The sequence below is a fragment of the Filimonas zeae genome (assembly GCF_014641615.1).
GTDB lineage: Bacteria > Bacteroidota > Bacteroidia > Chitinophagales > Chitinophagaceae > Filimonas > Filimonas zeae.
This window is the reverse complement of the sequence record NZ_BMIB01000004.1, coordinates 11,747-32,262: the sequence shown is the minus strand read 5'-3', so window position 1 is coordinate 32,262 and position 20,516 is coordinate 11,747. Positions and strand designations below refer to the sequence as shown.

The 20,516-nt window shown below is 45.9% G+C and carries 14 protein-coding genes; 2 read left to right on the top strand and 12 right to left on the bottom strand.

From position 1 onward, the window contains the following. Positions 1-685: 685 nt before the first annotated feature. Both pckA and IEY13_RS18880 read right to left on the bottom strand, forming a co-directional pair. Positions 686-2,293 (bottom strand): phosphoenolpyruvate carboxykinase (ATP), encoded by a 1,608-nt coding sequence (pckA, locus tag IEY13_RS18885; protein WP_188955106.1) that lies wholly within the window; start codon positions 2,291-2,293, stop codon positions 686-688. A gap of 184 nt (positions 2,294-2,477) precedes the next feature. Beyond that, the gene (locus IEY13_RS18880) at positions 2,478-7,190 is read right to left on the bottom strand and encodes a translocation/assembly module TamB domain-containing protein (RefSeq protein ID WP_188955104.1); all 4,713 of its coding nucleotides are present in this window, start codon (positions 7,188-7,190) and stop codon (positions 2,478-2,480) included. A 143-nt stretch (positions 7,191-7,333) separates the two neighbouring features. On the opposite strand from IEY13_RS18880, the gene IEY13_RS18875 reads away from it, so the two are divergent. Further along, positions 7,334-8,389, top strand: coding sequence for an isoaspartyl peptidase/L-asparaginase family protein (locus IEY13_RS18875; RefSeq protein WP_188955099.1), 1,056 nt, complete (start codon positions 7,334-7,336; stop codon positions 8,387-8,389). Here IEY13_RS18875 and IEY13_RS18870 read toward each other — a convergent pair whose 3' ends face one another. From IEY13_RS18870 to ggt, 3 genes are read right to left on the bottom strand one after another with little or no spacing between them, the layout of a single operon-like run. After that, complete coding sequence (locus IEY13_RS18870) at positions 8,390-9,421, bottom strand: aminotransferase class I/II-fold pyridoxal phosphate-dependent enzyme (RefSeq protein WP_188955097.1); 1,032 nt, start codon at positions 9,419-9,421, stop codon at positions 8,390-8,392. A gap of 2 nt (positions 9,422-9,423) precedes the next feature. Then, positions 9,424-9,945 (bottom strand): DUF1572 family protein, encoded by a 522-nt coding sequence (locus tag IEY13_RS18865; RefSeq protein ID WP_188955096.1) that lies wholly within the window; start codon positions 9,943-9,945, stop codon positions 9,424-9,426. A gap of 27 nt (positions 9,946-9,972) precedes the next feature. Further along, positions 9,973-11,682 (bottom strand): gamma-glutamyltransferase, encoded by a 1,710-nt coding sequence (gene ggt / locus IEY13_RS18860; RefSeq protein ID WP_188955094.1) that lies wholly within the window; start codon positions 11,680-11,682, stop codon positions 9,973-9,975. 154 nt (positions 11,683-11,836) lie between these two features. Here ggt and IEY13_RS18855 point away from each other — a divergent pair, with 154 nt between their 5' ends. Next, positions 11,837-14,344 (top strand): M14 family metallopeptidase, encoded by a 2,508-nt coding sequence (locus tag IEY13_RS18855; RefSeq protein ID WP_188955092.1) that lies wholly within the window; start codon positions 11,837-11,839, stop codon positions 14,342-14,344. A 64-nt stretch (positions 14,345-14,408) separates the two neighbouring features. Here the strand turns inward: IEY13_RS18855 and IEY13_RS18850 are convergent, their stop codons facing one another. Genes IEY13_RS18850 through IEY13_RS18820 form a run of 7 tightly spaced genes read right to left on the bottom strand, consistent with a single transcriptional unit; the run spans position 14,409 to position 20,394 of the window. After that, entirely contained in the window at positions 14,409-14,816 is a 408-nt protein-coding gene (locus tag IEY13_RS18850) for a response regulator (protein WP_188955090.1), read from the bottom strand. Between the two features lie 4 nt (positions 14,817-14,820). Continuing rightward, on the bottom strand, positions 14,821-16,467 hold the full coding sequence (locus tag IEY13_RS18845; protein ID WP_188955088.1) for an ATP-binding protein: 1,647 nt from the start codon (positions 16,465-16,467) through the stop codon (positions 14,821-14,823). A gap of 1 nt (position 16,468) precedes the next feature. Further along, positions 16,469-17,488: an ATP-binding SpoIIE family protein phosphatase gene (locus IEY13_RS18840; RefSeq protein ID WP_188955086.1), complete on the bottom strand. Its 1,020-nt coding sequence runs from the start codon at positions 17,486-17,488 to the stop codon at positions 16,469-16,471. Beyond that, complete coding sequence (locus IEY13_RS18835) at positions 17,481-17,894, bottom strand: anti-sigma regulatory factor (RefSeq protein WP_188955084.1); 414 nt, start codon at positions 17,892-17,894, stop codon at positions 17,481-17,483. The genes IEY13_RS18840 and IEY13_RS18835 overlap by 8 nt, the downstream gene beginning before the upstream one ends. Then, entirely contained in the window at positions 17,878-18,276 is a 399-nt protein-coding gene (locus IEY13_RS18830; RefSeq protein ID WP_188955082.1) for an STAS domain-containing protein, read from the bottom strand. Before IEY13_RS18830 ends, IEY13_RS18835 begins: the two co-directional genes overlap by 17 nt. Positions 18,277-18,292: 16 nt before the next feature. Then, a complete protein-coding gene (locus IEY13_RS18825; protein ID WP_188955080.1) occupies positions 18,293-19,159 on the bottom strand; it encodes an STAS domain-containing protein in 867 nt (288 codons plus the stop codon). 29 nt (positions 19,160-19,188) lie between these two features. Continuing rightward, a complete protein-coding gene (locus tag IEY13_RS18820; RefSeq protein WP_188955078.1) occupies positions 19,189-20,394 on the bottom strand; it encodes a bifunctional 3,4-dihydroxy-2-butanone-4-phosphate synthase/GTP cyclohydrolase II in 1,206 nt (401 codons plus the stop codon). Positions 20,395-20,516: the final 122 nt, after the last annotated feature.

The window sequence follows — 20,516 nt, the reverse complement described above, 5'->3', positions numbered from 1 at the left end:
AAGCCAGGCGGCCTGCTGGCAGATATCATTTTACAGATGGCTGGTTTCATGGCCCTGCTGGCTGGCTGCATCTATAAGCTTCTAAAAAGCAGCTTCCGGCTTTAAGATGAAACCCCAAAGCTTTAGGGAAGCAGCTTTCAGCTTTAGGGAAACGCCTCTCAGCTTCAGGAGGTAATCTCAGAACTTTAGGATGGAATACGCAAGCTTTAGCATGTAATCCAGGAACTTTCGGGCGGAATTTCACAACTTATAAATGGTATCGCCCAGCTTTAGGAGTAAAATTTACAACCTTCTGGTATGATTTAGAAGTTGTTTGATAACATCAAAAAGTTATGGCATGGTAAACAGAAGTTGCAGGATGATAATTATAAACCCTCTGGGGAGAAAAAGCAGCTTTGCGAAGAAAATTTACAACCCGCCGGTGGCATTTAAAAGTTGTTTATAGCAGGGCGATAACCCTGGCGGGGAAATCAGAAGTTGGCTGATTACATTTAGAAGTTCTCTGTGCAAAATCTCCTGCTGGCTGGTGAGAAAAAGAAGTGACTGCTTTTGCATGTGTAACCTGCTGAAAATGAAAACTCCACCTTGAATGGTGGAGTTTTGTATGTCGAAGCAATCGAAGAGGCCTTTCGTAAATTTTCAGAAGTTTTTGAAAATTTGAGTTGTTAAATGTAGTTAACATATTTCAATCTTCCAAGGGCGAAGCGGCTAAAATTTCAGAAGAAACACGGTCTGCATACTTCGCAAAATTGCTTCTGAATTCCTGCGCCAGCTTGTTTGCAGCTGTATCGTAGGCAGTTACATCAGCCCATGTGCTGCGTGGATTTAATAATTCTGTAGGCACGCCGGGGCATTGTTTCGGTATATCCAAACCAAAAAACGGCATTTTTTCAAACGGCATATTATCCAGGTTGCCATTTAATGCGGCTGTTATCATAGCCCTGGTATGCCGTAAGGGCATGCGCTGGCCGGTGCTATAGCCACCACCCGTCCATCCGGTGTTTACCAGCCATACGGTTACTTCGTTCTCTTTTAATTTCTGCCCCAGCATATCAGCATAAACAGCCGGGTGTAACGGAATAAACGGCGCACCAAAACATGCGCTGAAGGTAGATTTGGGTTCGGTAACACCTGCTTCTGTGCCAGCAACTTTAGCGGTGTAGCCACTTATAAACTGGTACATTGCCTGGGCAGGTGTAAGCCTGCTTATAGGCGGTAATACACCATACGCATCGCAGGTTAAAAAGAAAATATGCGATGGTATATTGCCTATACTGGGTTCTACCGCGCCAGGTATATAATGCAGGGGATAGCTTACGCGGGTATTTTCTGTAATAGAAAGATTACAGAAGTCTACCTGCTCTGTACCTGGATAAAAAACAATGTTTTCCAGCAGCGCGCCGGGTTTGATGGCGTGAAAAATATCTGGTTCCTTTTCTTCATCCAGTCCTATACATTTTGCATAACAGCCGCCTTCAAAATTAAAAATGTGGTTGTGGTTCCAGCCATGCTCATCATCACCTATCAGTTTGCGGGCAGGGTCGGCACTCAGTGTGGTTTTACCGGTACCACTCAAGCCAAAGAATAAGGCAATATCTCCCTGTTTACCCTTGTTGGCGCTACAGTGCATACTCAGCGTATTTTTAAATCTGGGCAGTAAAAAGTTAAGTACGGTAAATACGCCTTTCTTTATTTCTCCTGTATAACCGGTGCCACCAATTAAAATAACCTGGTGGGTAAAAGAAATCACCGCAAAGTTGTGCTGGCGTGTGCCATGTATTTTGGGGTTGGCTTTAAAACCGGGCGCATGAAATATCTGCCACTGCGGTTTAAAAAATTCCAGATCGTCTTCTGCCGGGCGTAAAAACATATTGGATGCAAACAAATTGGCCGAAGCGGTTTCGGTTATTATACGCAGGTTAAGCCGGAAGGCAGGAGTGGCGCAGGCATAGCTGTCTCTTACCCATAATTCGCTACGCTGGTTCAGATACGCAATTACATCGTTCTGTAGCTGTAAAAACCCGGATTCTTCTATAGGCTGGTTAAAATCGTTCCAGTTTACTGCCTCGCTGGTAATATTATCTTTTACTATAAACTTGTCTTTGGGGCTGCGACCGGTAAATTCTCCGGTATTAATGCATAAAGCGCCGGTATCGTTTAATACACCTTCCTGTCTTTGCAGGGCATCCTGGGTAAGTTCACTGGCGGTAAGCTGATAATGGATAGCGGGGGCATCTATCCCTTCTTCCTGCAGGAAGGATATTGGCGCGGATAAAATAGAAATCGAAGACATGGCAATTTGTATGTTTAGACTAACAAAGTAAACGAAAAGCTTACGGTTGTTTGTTTTTGAAGGGTGCCCGAAATTCGATAATATTCAACCGGTCGCGCTTTTGGTTGCGATTATGTTATTTTATACCCCCGTAAGTGAGATGAATTAGAAAATATTCAAACCGGCCTTGCCGAATTTGAAAAACTTAAGGTTTAGGTACCTTCTGCTGTTTAGGCTTGTTGCCAAAGATTTTTTCAAAGTCACGGGTGTAGCTGATACTCACACCTTGGCGGTTACGACGGCCAATGCCTACGGCGTTACCAGAGCCTACATCCATACTGCTTTTGTTAAACACTACTGCGCGCAGTTTGCGGTCGCGGGATAGTACAATTTCTACCCGTATATCCGGAAGCCACTGAAAATTACCGGATTGTGCCGCCTGGGTGGCAGATAAATTAAAATCCAGATCGCTACCGAATGTTACTATCAGCTTTCCATCCAGCAGGCTTTTATTTACTTTAAGGGTAATATTCTGCCGGTCCAGCTTGCTGTTGCCGGTTTCCGTGTTACCAAACAGGCTGGCGCTGCTGTAATAACTGGTACCTACATCAAAATTCAGGCTTTTATCGCCGGTAATCTTATACAGAAAGTTAGAAACCAGCTTGTTTAACTCTGCAGTTACCACAGCCGAAATGGTGTTTAAGCCAATAGCACCTGCATTGGCACCTGTACGGGCTTCACCATAGGGTGCAAAAGAGCCAAATACTATCAGGTAGGTTACCTGCTTCAGCATTTCATTGGGCTCGTTTTCAATCCTGTTCAGCAGTAGTTGCAGGTCATTGTCATTTTTAACAACGCTGTTAGGGGGGAAGTCTATTTTAAAGCCGATATCCGGGCGGCTCAGTTTACCTCTCAGTTCAGCTATTACAAACACCTCACCACGGTAGCCCATCAGCGAGCCTTTGTTGGTACTTAGGTTTAAAGCCTGGTTGCTCAGTAACTCATTCAGGGTAACGCGTTCTGCTATATACTGGGCGTCTATATTTAATATGGCATTGTAAGGGTCGCCGTTCCACTCAATAAAGCTGCCTGCGTTAGGTAACAGTATAAATGGTTTGCGTATAAACGACTGAAAGTTGAAATTGTATAAACCGCTTTCCACGTTATAACGGCCCTTCATGCTCAGGGCGCCTGTGGCAGGTACATTTATTTGCAGGCGTCCATTACCGGTAGCGGTAATAACATCACCGGTTAGCTCGTCCAGTATTACATCTATCGTAGCCTGGTTGTTGGCGGTAAGGTCCAGATCAATGCTTAGTTTGGTAGAGCTGTTGCTGCTTATCTGCTGTACCTCCGTACCATATCTTTTAAACACAATAAAATCAGCATCGGCGGTTTCTTTACTTACCGAGCTGGGAATGAAAATATGTGTAGTATCATTTACCTCACCCGTTATAGCCATACGCATGTTATCCATAGGCCCTTTCAGGCTAAGGGTAGCCTTACCTATGGCTCTGCCATAAAACTGCTGGTTGTCTTTTGCCCTGGTATCCAGTAGCAACAGCTTAACCGTGCTCATGTCAAAATCAAACCGCATGTTATTAAAACCGCGTTCATATAGTTTGCCGCGTACTATACCGCGGTTATTACGTATATCCCGTACACCAAACTGGCCAAAGTTAATGCCGTCTTCTTCAAAGCGGATAAAGGCGCTGTCTATGTAATAATACACCTGTGTATAATCCACCTTCAGCCCACCTTTACGCAGGGTTACACTGCCCAGTAGCTGTGGCGAATTGGGGTTGCCGCTTATGCGCAGTTTGCCGCTGGCTACACCGGTTATGTTACTGAACAAACCTTCCAGCAGTTGATTTAATATGGTAACCTTAGCCTCCTGTAAATCTGTTTCAATTTCCATGGGCGCACCGGAGGAGTCTTTGGTATTATAGGTACCACTGGCAGACAGCTTGTAAGTGGCATTGTCTGATTTAACCGAGAAGTCTGCCATACCTGTAGTGCTGTTAAAACCACCTTTCAGTAATACCACACCTACAGAGTCATCATTTAAACGAAACTGATCGGCCTTAATATCACCTTCCAGTTTAAACCTGCCAAAAAAGTCGTGCATGTGTATGCTGCCATTGGCGATACCTTCCAGGCGGGGCTGCTTGGTAAACAGGGGCGTAAAGTCACCCAGGTTTACATCTTTCAGCTTTAATACCAGCGTGCTGTTATTGGTGCCTTCCACCTCTTCTGTTTCCACCGTCATTTCCTGAAAGCCCTGGGTAAAGCGCACGTTTCTGGCTGAAGCAAAATTCTGCCTTATAACCAGTTCACCTTCTTTCTCCAGTATCCAGTTTTTATCGTTCACTACAAACGAAGAAGGTTGAAAGTTAATACGCACCCCATCTTCCAGTGTATACACATCTGCATTCAGTTCTGCATTGTTGAGTGTACTATTGGCGCTGGTTTTAATAGCAATGGCGGAATGGTCTTTTTCAGATTGAATGTTGAGCGTGGTATTGGGGAAGAAAAGGCTATCACCTATAAATACTTTACCCACTTCACCCGTAAGCTTCAGTTTAATAGAATCACCACGGCCCTGTATACGCGCATTCTCCAGTTTATAGTTGTCGTACTTTATAAACGGAATATCGGTTCGCAGGTAAAATACACCTGAATCCTGCGTGTTAATACCTCCTATTAACAAGGCGTTGTTCAACCCCGATAATTTGGGGTCTAAAACCCGGGTATAACTTTCAAAATCGCGTGTTTGTAACGAAACCAGGAAACGCTGGTTTTTAGGCGTAACCTCGGGCGCCTTAAAGTAAGAAGGGAAATATTTATTCAGAAACAGCTGAAAGCTGTTGGGTAAATCCATCAGTTTATACTGGCCGCGTACCCGTACATCAAATTCATTACTGCTAACGGTTAACACCCTTCTGTTGGCGGTATCGTAGTTAGCAGTTACCAGCAGCGAGTCAAAACTTAACCGGGTACTGTCGTGTACCAGACTGGCGTTTAATAGTTTGGCCGATCCCATAAAGGCATCAATATCCAGACCATAAAAGTCAAGGTCAAACAGGCCGGTAAGCCGGAAATCCTGGTTAGCAAAATGGAGGGCTTTCAGGTTCGATTTGGCAAGATCGCCCAGTACGTTTACATGCGGTACAGAATCATTCAGGTCAATCTGAATCTGACTGGTAAAGTCAAAATTGGGGTCGTTGGCTTTAAACTCTCCGTTGAAATGTTTTTTCTGAATATCGCCGTTAAACAACAGATCGCTGTAAGCATAATTATTAAACTCAAACTGGCTGAACGAGCCGTCCAGCGTGGTTTTCAGTTTATCCAGATCAAAGCTGGTACCTGCTACTTTACCATTAAAACTAACCCTGCCAATCAACGGCTCATCAATAAAACGGCCCAGGTTAAACTGTTGGGTAACCAAGGTGCCGGTGTAAGCAGGCTCGCCCTTTATGGGCAGCTTCAGCGTGGTATTGGTATAAAACCCTCCCAGGCTGGTACTTACATTACCGGTGGTGGTAAAGTGGTGAATGGTGCCGGTGTAGTCGCCTTTAAACAACACATTGCCCAGCGCTTTCAGGTTGGGTGAGGTTACTTCCCGCAAGGGCGGCAGCCAGAAGCTGGCATTGGCATAGTTGGTCTGCACCGTTCCTTTGGTAAGCGTAATGTTGGTATTGTCTATATCCGGCAATCCCTTCATGGCAAAATCGCCCGACAGATAAGTGGCATCACCACCACGTATAAAAAGGTCTTTTACATTAAAGTTGGCTACTGAACCGTTAAACCGGCCGCTCATGGTTACCTGTTTATGCCAGGTACGTAGTTCGGGGGCAAAATAAGCAATATCATCAGAGTGTACTTCCGAACCGTTAAAGCGTGCATCCATTACCACACTGTCAATATACTCTCCCATGTCATCGTTAAAATCACGATACTTCATTGCATAGTAATTATGCACGCGCGATTTATTGGTACGCAGGTCCAGTTTGGCAAACTCCATAATCTGCGGCGTAAAGCGAAACTGTGCTTTCAGCTGTTTTACATCCAGGCCCGATCTTTCTTTTGCGGCAATATTGATATTGGCGCGCATAGTATCTTTAATAAAGGTGTAACCGGTAATAAGCGTGTTAATATCGGAGAACACAATATTAGACCCATCAAACCAACCTGGGTCTGAATTGGGCTTTTGCTTGCCTATAGAAAAAAAGCCGTTGGTAATTTTTATACGCCCTGCCTGCACCAGTATGTCCCCGGCATTAAAATACATGCCTGTATCTGGTACGGCAACGCCTGTTTTTTTAGGTGGCCGCAGGCCATCAAAATCCTGTATGGTAAAATAAGGCTTGTCTACCGTTATATCATTTACCTGGTAAGTGCCACGGGCAAAGTCAATCTTATCTGCATCCAGCAGCAGGGTACCCAGTTTTACCTGCATACGCTCGCCCACCCACAGGTCGTTACTAATGTAGTTTACATTCTTCAGGTCTACCTTTTTCAGGTTCAGCGCAAGGCCTCCCCCTTTTTTCTTTTTACTGGTGGTATCAGATGAGGCAAAATGATCGGCAATAAACTGGTAGTTCCATACACTGTCTTTCCGGTTGGTGTAAATAACGGCGTCTTCCAGCCCCACATATTTTAAATCTGCGCGGCTTTTCCAGAAAAACCAGTCAGTAATACGTACTTTCAGTTTACCGGCATACAGCAGTGTATCTTTATGCAGGTCTCTTACCAGTGTACCCTCCAGGTTCATTTTGTTAAAAAAGGTGAGGCTCACATGGTCAATACGTACTTCTGTTTTCAGGTCTTTAGAAAGGCGGGCGGTTACCTTGCGAACAATGATGTTCTGCACCGTTTCTGTTTGTAACAGCAACCAGGCCAGCAACACAAATGCCACAAGCGATAACAGAATACGACCGGTTATTTTAAGGAATTTCTTCAGAAGCTACCTGATTTGAGTGGTAAAAATAATGATAAGCGGGGAGATAGGAGAGGTGTGATGGTGGTTAGCAATGATAAAATTGATAAAAGGTTTTATAAATGAAATATACAATAGGCCAAAAGGTAACGTTTCTGGTGCTGGTTTTGTTCGTATACATGCGCAGCCAGGCGCAAACAACCAGTACCCGCAACAACTATGTACTGGTTATTCACGGTGGTGCCGGTACCATTTTAAAAGAGCAGATGACCCCACAGAAAGAGGCTGCTTATAAAAAGGGCCTCAACGAGGCACTGGAAGCAGGCAATAAAATACTGAAACAGGGCGGCAATGCACTGGATGCCGTGGAAGCGGCAGTAAAGGTAATGGAAGACAATCCGCTGTTTAACGCCGGTAAAGGCGCTGTTTTTACCAACGAAGGTAAAAATGAAATGGATGCGGCTATTATGGATGGCAGCACCCGCAAGGCCGGATCGGTGGCAGGCATTACTACGGTTAAAAACCCCGTTACTGCGGCACGCGCAGTAATGGATAAAAGCGAGCATGTAATGATGGCGGGTAAGGGTGCCGAAAAGTTTGCGGCCGCTAATGGGTGCACTATTGTAGACCCTGCTTATTTTTTTACAGAAGATAGATGGAAGGGATTGCTGAAAGCCCGGCAGCTGGATTCGGTTAAAAGCCGGCTGGACCATGATAGTGCTAACACGCTGCTGAAACAACCCGGCAACCGCGATTATAAATATGGTACCGTAGGTGCCGTGGCGCTGGATACCAAAGGCAACCTGGCGGCTGCTACCAGCACAGGCGGTATGACCAATAAAAAATACGGCCGCATTGGCGATGCACCGGTTATAGGTGCGGGAACGTATGCCAGTAACGCCACCTGCGCCATCAGCTGTACCGGCTGGGGTGAGTATTTTATACGGCTGGTAATGGCCAAAAGTGTAAGCGACCGGATGGAACTGGCCAATGAAACCTTACAGCAGGCTACGGGTGAAATGATTTATAAACAACTGCCCGCTATGGGCGGTGATGGTGGATTAATAGCAGTAGACAATAAAGGCAATATTGCCATGCCCTTTAATACCAAAGGCATGTACCGCGGGTATATTAAAGCCAACGGAGAAACAGCGGTGGAAATTTACGGTGATAAATAATCAGGAACCTGAAAGCTGATGCAGGGTAGTAGCCAGCTGCTGCAAATCCTGCTCTGTATGAAGCGCGTTAATTACAACGCGCTTTATTTTTTTACTCTCTGGTGTAGGGTAGGCAAAGGATGATATAATTATATGCCGCTCCAGCAGCAGCTGCTCACTTACTGTATCTGGTAATACAAACACAGGCAGCTGCGGGTGGTGCAGTATACCGGGTATAGAGGCTGTCATTTGTGCAAACAGCTGCATGTTATGCAGCAATTGTTTGCGCTGCTGCTGATAAAGCGGTTGGCCTTGTATAAAAGCATATACATAAGCAGGCGAAAGGGAGGTGGCGGCAGTATACTCCGGAAGGCTTCTTAATTGACTGGCTTGCTCCTGGCTGCAACTAATGGCGCCCCCCACCAGGTTAAAGGCTTTGGACAAACTATAGGTAATAATATAAGCAGGCCCATGCGGCAATGTGCCTGTTACACCACTGCCATCAATGCCCGTAATACCTATACCATGCGAATCATCAATAAGTGCTGTAACGGAATCCAGCCCTTTCAGAAAACTGAAATCCCGTATACCGGGTTGGAATATATTCACTGCATCTGCTACAAAAGCGGTAGGGGCTTTTCCTGCTGCTGTGTGCACAGCAACCTGCCAGCTGCTTTCATCTGGTAGAGGGGAAACACCTTTATAAACAGCCGGGTGGGTACCTGGTGCAGCCAGCACCGCAGGCGAAAGCAAAGTGTTGGCCAGCGTACCGGCGCTAAAACCTGAGGCCATACACACCGTAGCCTGCTGGTTTGTTATGCTGCTGAGCAACTGCTCCATTGCTTCAAATAAAGAAAGCCGGGTATTGGATATACGGGAAGAAGGGAAAGACAGTCCGTATTTTTCGATGCCCTCTTTTACCAGATCAGTAAACGCAGGTACATGGTTCATGCCCAGATAGGCATAGCCTGAAAAGAAGAGATAGTCCCGGCCGTTCATACGCAATGTGCGGCCAGGCTTATCATCGGTATGTATAGGAAAAGTGTCCTGCATACTTATTTCATTCCCATACTTTCATTAAAAGCGTTGCTTTCGCCTTTGGCTATGCTCAGGCTTTGCCATTGCTCATCTTTCAGCATGCGGGCAATGGTAATAATCTGCCCTACATGGTAAGGGTAATGTGCCAGCTGGCGCAGAATGGCATCGTAAGCTGTAAGCGGTTCTGTGCGTATGTATATGGTTTTGTCCAGGTCTTCCGGTTGCAGGCTTTCCAGTGTTTCCAGCAGGCACTTCCAGCCTGCCTCCCAGAACGATAACAGGTCTGCGCGGCTTAGCTGCATAGCTGTAAACTCATTATCCCGCCTGCGCCAATGCTTTTCGCCATCCTCTGTTAAAAAGTTAGTCCAGCGGCTCATCATATTGCCATACATATGTTGTATAATAATGGCTATGCTGTTGCTGGCGGGTGAAGGGCAGAAAAACAAATCCTTTTCCTCCAGTTGCACCAGGGTTTTATCGCCCAGCTCTTTATAATTTCTGAATCGCTTAATTACATCTTTCAAAAAAGTAGCTTCCATAACAAATCCGTTTAACGGGTCATGTATTTAAAAACCGGCAATGCTGTCGTCCCCACGGCTATCGGCAGCGGCGGTAATCTGTTTGCCGTTGGTGCAAATTACTTCAGTTCTGCCTATTGCCGCCCGCTCTGTTACCGTATATCCCATTTTTTCCAGCTGCTGCTTTACTATGGGCGAAAAGCTTTTTTCTACATACACTTCATCCGGCAGCCACTGGTGGTGAAATTTGGGTTTGTTTACCGCGTCTGCTGCACTCATTCTAAAGTCTATCATATTTACCAGTGTCTGAAATACAGAAGTAGGTATAGTGGTGCCGCCTGGCGTACCTGCTATAATATAAGGTTTGTTATGGCGGGTTACCAGTACGGGGCACATACTGCTAAGCATGCGTTTGCCGGGTTGTATGGCATTGGCTTCGCCACCTACTGCCCCGTACTTATTAGGCACGCCGGGTTTAATACTAAAGTCGTCCATCTCATTGTTCAATAAAAAGCCGGCGCCTGCTACTACTGTTTTGCTGCCGTAACTGCCGTTAAGGGTGGTGGTAACGCTTACCATATTGCCTTCTGCATCGTAAATGCTTATATGGGTGGTTTCTTCGCTTTCTGTAAAACGGCTTTCGGTGATAGCACTGCTGCGTGTGGCTTTGCCGGGCGTAAAGCTGCTCATGCGTTGTTGCAGGTAGGTACTGCTGGTAAGTGCCTGTACCGGCACTTTGTAAAAATCAGGATCGCCCATGTGTGCGGCCCGGTCGGCAAAGGCCCTGCGTTCCGCTTCTATCATCAGCTGCACGGCCTGGGCCGATTGAAAGCCATATTGTGCCAACGGATACTGTTCAATCATTTTCATTACCTGCCATAATATAATGCCGCCGCTGCTAGGTGGGGGGAAGCCGATAACATGATGGCCTTTGTAATCAAATTCCAGTGGGGTGCGTTCTTTAACGGTATAATGGCGTAAATCTTCCAGGGTAATAATGCCATTGCCCTTTTGCATTTCAGCTACCAATAGGGCCGCAGTTTCTCCTTCATAAAAACCAGGCGCGCCCTGCTGCTGTATGCGGCGCAGGGTAGCGGCCAGTTCTTTTTGTACCAGTGTGTCGCCTGCTTTCCAGGCAGTAGCTTTTACAAACACAGGTGGAACGCTGTTGTATTGGATAAAATCATTTTTATGGCTGTTGAGGGCGGCAGCTTCTTTTGCGGTAATTACAAAGCCCTGCTCTGCCAGATCTATAGCTGGTTGTATAAGGCGGGCAACAGGTAGCCGGGCATGCTGTGCCGTGGCAAACAAACCCGCAACAGTACCGGGTATACCGGCAGCCATACGGCCGTTTTGCGATAGCTGGGTTTGTGCATTGCCGGCGGTATTCAGGTACATATTGCGGTGGGCCGCTGCCGGTGCCGCCTCCCGGTAATCCAGCCCCACCAGTTTACCATCGGTTTTGCGGGCTATTAAAAAGCCGCCACCCCCCAGGTTACCGGCTCCGGGGTATACTACTGCCAGTACCAGCTGCGTGGCAATGGCAGCATCAAAAGCATTACCCCCCTGCCGCATAACATACACTCCGGCTTCACTGGCCAGCGGGTGGCCACTGGCTACTGCTGCTTTGTTAAACTGCCCGTTTTTGGTAATGGTATAATGATAAGGATTAAACGGCGCTTTGGAGGTTTGGGCCCGCACGTCAGCAGCCCATAACGTAAGGAATATACCGCCCAGAAAGTAACTGATACTATTCATAATGTACCATTTTAATGGCTGAATACTAAGCTTGCCACCCTAAAGTTGGGCAAACATTGCTTTATAAATATATAAATCTCCGGTACACCGGTAATTATTCCGGTATACCGCGAAATAGTGCGCGCTTTTCTTCATACATTATTACATTCGTAGCATGAGAAAATACATCTTTTGGCTGGCTTTTATGGCTGTGGCAGTTTCAGCGGCTGCACAGCAGGTTCCCTCTCCGGAACAGTTTTTAGGCTACCCATTGGGCAGCCGTTTTACCCCACACTACCAGGTGGTTAATTATTGTAAGGCAGTAGCTGCTGCCCGGCCCGATATGGTTAAAACCGAAAAATATGGCGAAACCTACGAGCACCGCGAGTTAATGGTGGCGTATGTAGGGTTACCTGCACAGTTGCAGCAACTGGAAGAAATACGGTTGAACAACCTGCGCATGGCCGGCCGGTTGAAAGATAAAGCGGCAGATACCACCGGGCTGCCGGCAGTGGTATGGCTCAGCTATAACGTACATGGTAACGAGCCTTCCTCTTCCGAAGCGGCCATGCAAACCTTGTATGCATTGGTAAATCCCGATAACAAACAAACCAAACAATGGCTGGAGCATACGCTGGTGGTTATTGACCCCTGCTTAAACCCCGATGGCCGCGACCGCTATGTAAACTGGTTCAACAGCATGGTGGGTAAAAGATACAATGCCAACCCCGAAGCCAGAGAGCATGATGAACCATGGCCAGGTGGCAGAAGCAACCACTATAACTTTGATCTTAACCGCGATTGGGCATGGCAAACACAGCAGGAATCGCAATACCGTGTAACACTGTATAACAGATGGTTGCCCCAGGTGCATGTAGATTTTCACGAGCAGGGTTATAACGATCCCTATTATTTTGCACCTGCCGCAGAGCCTTTTCATGAAGCAATTACACCATGGCAGCGCGATTTTCAGGTGCTGATTGGCCGTAACAATGCCAGCTACTTTGACCGCGAAGGCTGGTTGTACTTTACACATGAGCGCTTCGATCTGTTTTATCCTTCCTACGGGGATACTTATCCTATGTATAATGGTTCTATTGGTATGACGTTCGAGCAGGGGGGCCATAGCCGTGGCGGCCTGGCGGTAGTAAAGCGGGACGGGGATACGCTCACCCTTACAGATAGGGTGGCGCACCATTACACCACCGGTTTATCTACCATAGAAGTATCAGCCGGTCAGCATAAAAAACTGTTGTCTGAGTTTAAAAGGTTTTTCGATAACGGTAATGCCGGTAAAAACGCGGTATACAAAACTTATGTGCTTACCGCCAATACGCCCGGACAACTGGCAGGTGTAAAAAAGTTACTGCAGTTACATGGCATTCAGTATGGCGTATTAAACAACAAAACCTTCCGTGGCTGGAATTACTTTACCGGTAAAGATGAAAGCTTTAAAGATGAAGGGGTACACCTGGCCATCAGCGCTTACCAGCCGCAGGGTAATATGCTGAAAGTGTTGTTTGAACCGGTGAGTGCGTTAAGTGATTCTGTTACTTACGATATTACTGCCTGGTCTATTCCTTACGTATACAACGTAAAAGGCTATGCGGTAAAAGAACGCCTGGCGGTTGAAAACACTCCGCCTGCCACAGACACCGCTTTTAAACCGGTTAACTCTGCCTATGGCCTGCTTATTCCTTATAACTCACTTACGGGTGCTAAAGTACTGGCATCGCTGCTGAGCAATAAGGTAAAAGTGCGTTTCAGCCGTTTACCTTTTTCCTTCAAAGGGCGTGAATATGCAAGGGGGACGCTGATTGTACTGAAGGGCGGCAATATTCCGGAATGGAATACGGTAACCAACAATGTATGCCGCCGCTTTAACCTGCAACCGGAAGCAGTAGAAACAGGCTTTGTAGATAAAGGGGCTGATTTTGGCTCATCTGATATTGGTTTTATTCATGCACCCAAAGTAGCGGTACTTACCGGTGAGCAAACCTCTTCTCTGGGCGCCGGCGAAGTATGGGGCTTCTTTGATCAGGTACTGGATTATCCGGTAACCCTGTTGAATGCAGCAGACCTGGCCGATATTAACCTGAAGCATATAGATGTACTGATTTTGCCTGATGGTTACTACCGCGCACTGAACGATAAAGAGGTGAACAATAAACTGAAAACCTTTGTACGCGAAGGTGGAAAAATAATAGCCATGGAAGGGGCCGTTTCTAAACTGGCCGATGGCGAATGGGGCATTAAGAGCAAAGAAGAGGAGGAGAAGGAAGGCGATAAAAAAGATGACTATGCCAACCTACGGAAATTCAGCAACCGGGAAAGAGACTGGATGCCCAATGCTATACCAGGTGCTATTTTTAAAGTAGAAATGGATGATACCCATCCGCTGGCTTATGGCTATGGCAGCGATTATTATACGCTGAAACAAGACCCTACCGTATACAACTTTCTGAAAGATGGCTGGAACGTAGGCGTGTTAAAGAAGGAAAGCTATGTATCGGGGTTTGTGGGTAGCAAACTGAAGCCTAAAATAAAAGATGGGCTGGTGTTTGGTGTTCAGGATATGGGGCGTGGCTCAGTTGTATACCTGGCAGATGATCCGCTGTTTCGTCATTTCTGGGAAGGTGGTAAACTGCTGTTCAGCAATGCCGTGTTTCTGGTAGGGCAATAGTAGCAAGCCGCACTATACATGGTCCATAGTGAAAAGGTGATTTACTTTTTCGCTATGGACTTTTTTAATTGGTGCTACAAAGATTATAGAAATACTGTGCCGATTTTACGTATTCGCTAAACGTAAGCGGCTTAATAATATAGGAGTGAGCTCCCAGCCGTATACACTCATCTTTCTCAATGTTATTGAGCGAGGTGGAGTAAATGATAATAGGGATATGCTTAAAACGCTCGTCTTTTTTGGCCAGGCGTAGGGTTTGGGTACCATTCATACGTGGCATATTCAAATCCAGTATAATCAGTTGGGGTAATGCATTTTCCACGTAACATTGTTCCAGATGCCGTAGGGCGTTCTCCCCATTGTCAACAAAGTGAACAACATTCGTAATTCCAATTTGCTCAAACGCATCTGATAATATCAGCTGATCCTCTTTATCATCGTCTGCTAGCAGTATTTTAATGGCTGATGACATTGCGCTACTGTTTTTTGTTTTGTGTTTCAGGTAACGAAACTATAAAGTCGGCGCCTTTACCCGGCTCACTCACAGCGTCTATTACTCCGTTATGCAAATCAACAATTTTTTTGCAAATAGCAAGACCAAAACCCGTGCCTTCATATTCATCTTTTCCGTGCAAACGTTGAAAAAGGGTAAACATTTTGGGCAAATACCGGGTATCAAAGCCAATTCCATTGTCTTTAAAATGCAGGTGTACCATGCCTGTGTTGTCTGTTTCCGGATAAATATGTAGCTGTAGCGGTTCCTGCTCTTTGCTGTATTTCAGGGCATTGGAAACAATATTCTGAAATACCTGTGTCAGCTGGCTAAAATCTCCTTCAATAACAGGAAGGACATCTACGGTTACTTTCGCTTGCTTTTCTTTAATTGTCAGTTCCAGATCCTGTAGGGCAATGCCTGCTGCTTTTTGTAAAGATACCTGTTCAAAAGAAGTGACTTCCTTGCGTATTTTAGAATAGGAGAGCAGGTCGTTAATCAGATTACGCATACGGTGCGATGCCTGTAGCATGTTTTCCAGGTAAATGCTACCCTTGTTATCGGTAAGGTGTGCGTATTGTTTGCTGAAATAATCACTGTAAAAAATCATCTTCCGCACCGGCTCCTGTAAATCATGACTGGCTATATAAGCAAACTGCTCCAGATCGTTATTGCTGCGGTTCAGTTGGTGAATTTTCTGAGTCAGCTCCAGTTCATTTTCTTTTAAACGTTGCTGGGTGGCTTTCAGCTCCGTATTATCGCGCGAAGCCTGCTCAAACTCTTTCTGAGCGTGTATGTCTACTATGTATCCGATAAAATAATCATCGGGCCGGTGTACCTCCTGCAAAGGCGCTACAAACACCTGGTGCCATATATAGCTGCCGCTGTGTGCTTCGCGTATGCGGCATTGCAGTTTAAGGTTACCTGCCTGTGTGGTTACAATATCACCCAGCAGCGAGTAAAAAGAGGAGTAGTCTTCCGGATGTAGCACTTGTTTCCAGTTAGCAGTGTTAATCTGGTCAGGCGTAAATCCTGTATAGGTATGCATCCAGTTATTGGCGTATACAATACTGCCTTTCCTGTTAAGGGTAAATATTATTAACGGCAGGGCATTGGTAAGTACCCGGTATTGGTTTTCGCTGGCTTTCAGCCGGTCGGCCAGTTCCTGTAACTGCTCGTTTTTGCGTTTAATTTCATCGTAGGGAGAAATGGGGGCGTCATAATTAAACTGCTCCTGCCATTCTGTTATCTTCTGGTCCAGCTGGCGAACCACTGTGGGTAAGTGATAATACATTTCAATGCACGAAGCTTCCGGAGTGCCGGTATACTGAAAACGGTTTACCAGTTTACGGGCGTTTTGCAGCGCTGGTGCCTGCAGGCTTAAATTGGTACGACTGTCGTAAATATAAGCGGCTACTGATTTCTGAGGCGTGGCGGTATAAATACCCAAAACCAGATAGCCATTAATACCATTATCAATAACATCCCTCGCAACCTCTGATACAGCTGTGGCAAAAGTGGTTTGTGCTGAAAGAGACAGACCTGCCAGCTCAGCCAGCTTCATAGAGCGGCGGTGGGAGAGAATCAGATCCATTTCGTTTTGTAAGGATACCTTAGCTATCTCTTTCATGTCATGTCAGGTTTATTTTGCCCACCACCACAGACATGTCGTCTGTTTGCCGTGCATAATCTTTATACAAAGCTGCGGCCAGAATAGAAGCATCGTGTTTATAGATAGCCGGATTCCTGTAAAGCTCCAGGCGCGACTTTAATCCGTCTGAATAAAGTAATATCTGCTGACCAGGCACCCAGGCAATTTCCTGATCGTTAATGGTAGAAGGTATGTTCATTCCTATAATACCATTATAGGATAAATTGTTTTTAAACTGGTCGGTACTGCTTCCTATACGGCAGGATATATTGCCTACACCGCATACCAGCCAGCTGCGGCTGGTAAAATTGAACGTAGCCACCGTGCCTACCAAGCCGCGTGTTTTTCTTACAGCCTGGTGTATATAACGGATTACTTCTGCCGGGCTGCTTTCAGTACATTCCTGAAAGGCGTTTACGGCAGCAGTAGCCACTTTGGCAGCTTCGGGGCCATGCCCCAGACCATCACCCAGTAATATAGATACGCTATGCGGGGTGTACTTACAGCACATAGCATCGCCACAAAAGGTTTCGCCAGGTTTAGGTACAACAATAGATCGTACTTCGGCCAGCATACGTTTGTGTGGGGCAGGAGGTTTGTTAAAGATACGTGATAGTACCACGGTACCCCACCCCTTTACAGTATATACCTGAAAAACATCCGACAGTCTTTTAATAGCGCCAAGGCCCTGGCCCAATGTGTTACCGGTAGAAACACCATCTTCCAGCATACGGCTTACATCCGACATGCCGGGCCCTTTATCTATACTTATTAATTCAATTCCGGAATAGTTATGTTCTGATACGGATTTAACCAGCAATTGCCCTTCTTTGCCATATTTCAATAGATTGGAGGCCAGTTCAGCTACCACAATATCTATCTCAGCTACTTTTGTTGCAGTAAAATCAACTTGTAGGGCCAGTGAATGGATGTCTTTTTTTATCAGGGCTAAATAACTACGGTCTGTTACATCAAATGCGATATGGTGGGGTTTAGCCATTTTTCCATTTTATAATCGTTATCACAGTTCCTGTGCCCGGTGTACTTTTAATATCAAACTCGCTTACCAGCCTTTTGGTTCCGGGTAAACCCAGCCCCAGGCTTTTACCGGTGGAGTATCCATCTTTCATAGCCATGGCAATATCAGGAATTCCCGGACCTGTATCTTTAAAGGTTAGCCTAACACCATTTTCACGGCCTTTGCTAACCGTTTCAACCAGTACGTTTCCACCGCCTGCGTAACGCAGCATGTTACGCGCCAGTTCACTGGCAGCGGTAATAAGCTTGGTCTGATTTACCAGACCCATGCCTGTTTTAGTAGCGCATTCTTTAATGCGGTTGCGTAAAAAAATGGTATCCTGCTCTTTTTTTACCTCAACGGCTTCCTTGTTAAGCGGAATAATCATCGTCGTCAGAGGTGTCTTCGGTAGGGAGAATGATTTTCGTTTGCAACAGTTCCATGCCTTTCTCCACATTCAGTGCCGTGTGCACACCTTTCAGTTCCAGTCCCAGCTCAATCAGCGTAATAGCAACCGCAGGTTGCATACCCACCACCACTGTTTCTGCATCCAAAATTTTACACATACTGGCAATATTGCCGATAATTCTCCCCATAAATGAATCCACAATACTCTGGGCAGAAATATCAATCAATACACCTTTAGCATTGGTTTTACTTACCATCTGAACAAGGTCTGCTTCCAGCGACATGGCCAGCCTGTCATACAGGTCAGTTTGTATGGTCACCAGTAAAAAATGACCCATCCGGAGAATAGGAATTTTATCCATAGGATTATTAAGCCTGTTATTTTTCTCTTATAGTTTTCTTTACATCCAGCTGTAACATACCGAAAGCGTACCGAAGCGCGCTGGCCAGGGAGGCCTTTGTAACAATATTAGATAAATCAATACCCAGGTGTACCACGGTTTGGGCTATTTCAGGGCGTATGCCGCTTATAATACACTCTGCACCCATCAAGCGGGTGGCGCTTACTGTTTTAATGAGGTGTTGTGCTACCAGTGAATCTACAGCAGGTACACCGGAAATATCCAGAATAGCAATGCTGCTGCCGGTATCTACAATTTGTTGTAACAGGTTTTCCATTACCACCTGTGTGCGGGAGCTATCCAGCGTACCAATAATAGGCAGCGCCAGTATATTATCCCACAACTGAATTACCGGGGTAGATATTTCTGTTATTTCATCTGTCTGGCGCAGAATTACTTCTTCACGCCCTTTAATAAAGGTTTCAAAAGTGGTAACGCCAAAGCTGTCAACCAGCTTGCTGATGGTAAGCACAGCGGTTACCAGTTGCGCAGGATCATCTTTCAGTTCCTGTTGAACCACTGTTAAAAGGGCATCTTTCAGGCTAAAAATGTACAAGCCGGTTTCACGGGGCGTAAAACCTTGTTTGGCCCGGCTGATGGAAATACCGGAAAGTACTTCCACCACCGGTTCAAAATCAGCAGATTCTACCTCTGCAATATTCCTCTCATTTAAATTCTGTAATAATACATCCAGTAATTCTTCCGACTGCGCCCGCAACTCCTCATTCGTTAGCAGATCTTCCCGTAAACTAACATCGGCCAGTTGGTTCTTCATCCACAGTTCCAGTATGTCGTTTCTCTTTTTTCTAAGCGTTTTTGCCAGATCGGGCGATTGGTTGGACATTGTAGTTGTATTGAATTTAAATGTATTGTTTATTTATTGGATAAGATGTTATGGCCCAGTTTGTCCCTTTTTGTCTGCAAGTATTTCTCATTATAGGGGTTGGGGCTTACCTCAATGGGTACAACGTCAACAATTTCAATGCCATAGCCGTGCAGGCCGGCACGCTTGCGCGGATTATTGCTCATCAGCTTCAGGCGGGTGGCATTCAGGTGACATAAAATCTGTGCACCTACACCATAATCCCGTAAATCCATATCAAAGCCCAGGTGCTGGTTGGCTTCTACGGTATCCATGCCACCTTCCTGCAGTTTATAGGCTTTCAGTTTGTTCATCAGCCCTATACCACGCCCTTCCTGGTTCATATATAATATAATACCCTTGCCTTCAGCCTCTACCATTTTCATGGCTTTATGCAGTTGTTCGCCACAATCGCAACGGAAACTGCCCAGTATATCGCCGGTAAAACAGCTACTGTGTACCCGGGTTAATACCGGCTCATCTTTTTCCCACTCGCCCTTAATTAAGGCCAGATGTTCGTTCTGCGTGTTCTTTTCTTTAAAAGCCACCAGCTTAAAGAAGCCGTATTGAGTAGGCATATCCACACGTACTACTTCTTCAATCAGCGAATCCTCCTTCAGGCGGTACTCAATCAGGTCTTTAATAGATACTATTTTCAGATCGAATTTTTTGGCAATCTCTTTCAGTTCCGGTAAACGTGCCATGGTGCCATCTTCATTCATAATTTCCACCAGTACGCCGGCAGGCTCAAAACCAGCCAGGCGGGCCAGGTCTACCGTAGCCTCAGTGTGTCCGCTGCGGCGTAATACGCCACCGCTACGGGCGCGTAAGGGGAATATATGACCAGGGCGACCCAGATCTTTCGGGGTAGTAGACGGATCAATAAGGGCCTGTACCGTTTTAGCACGGTCGTGGGCGCTGATACCGGTGGTACATCCATGCCCCAGCAAATCAATACTTACGGTAAAAGGAGTGGCATGTAAAGCCGTATTATTGTTCACCATCAATTCCAGTTGCAGTTCTTCTGCCCTTTCCTCTGTGATGGGGGTGCAAATAAGGCCTCTGCCTTCTTTGCTCATAAAATTGATAATTTCAGGAGTCACGTTGCGGGCGGCGGTAACAAAGTCACCTTCATTTTCACGGTCTTCATCGTCCACTACAATAACCAGCTTACCATTTTTCAAGTCTTCTATTGCACTTTCGATACTATCCAGCATAATCTGCGATTAAGACACAAAAATACGCTTTTGCCACCGTTGTTGTTGTTACGCTATACGGAAGGAAAGTGCTGCATTTTGATTAAAATATAATTAAAGTGGGGAAATGTTATAACATCCAT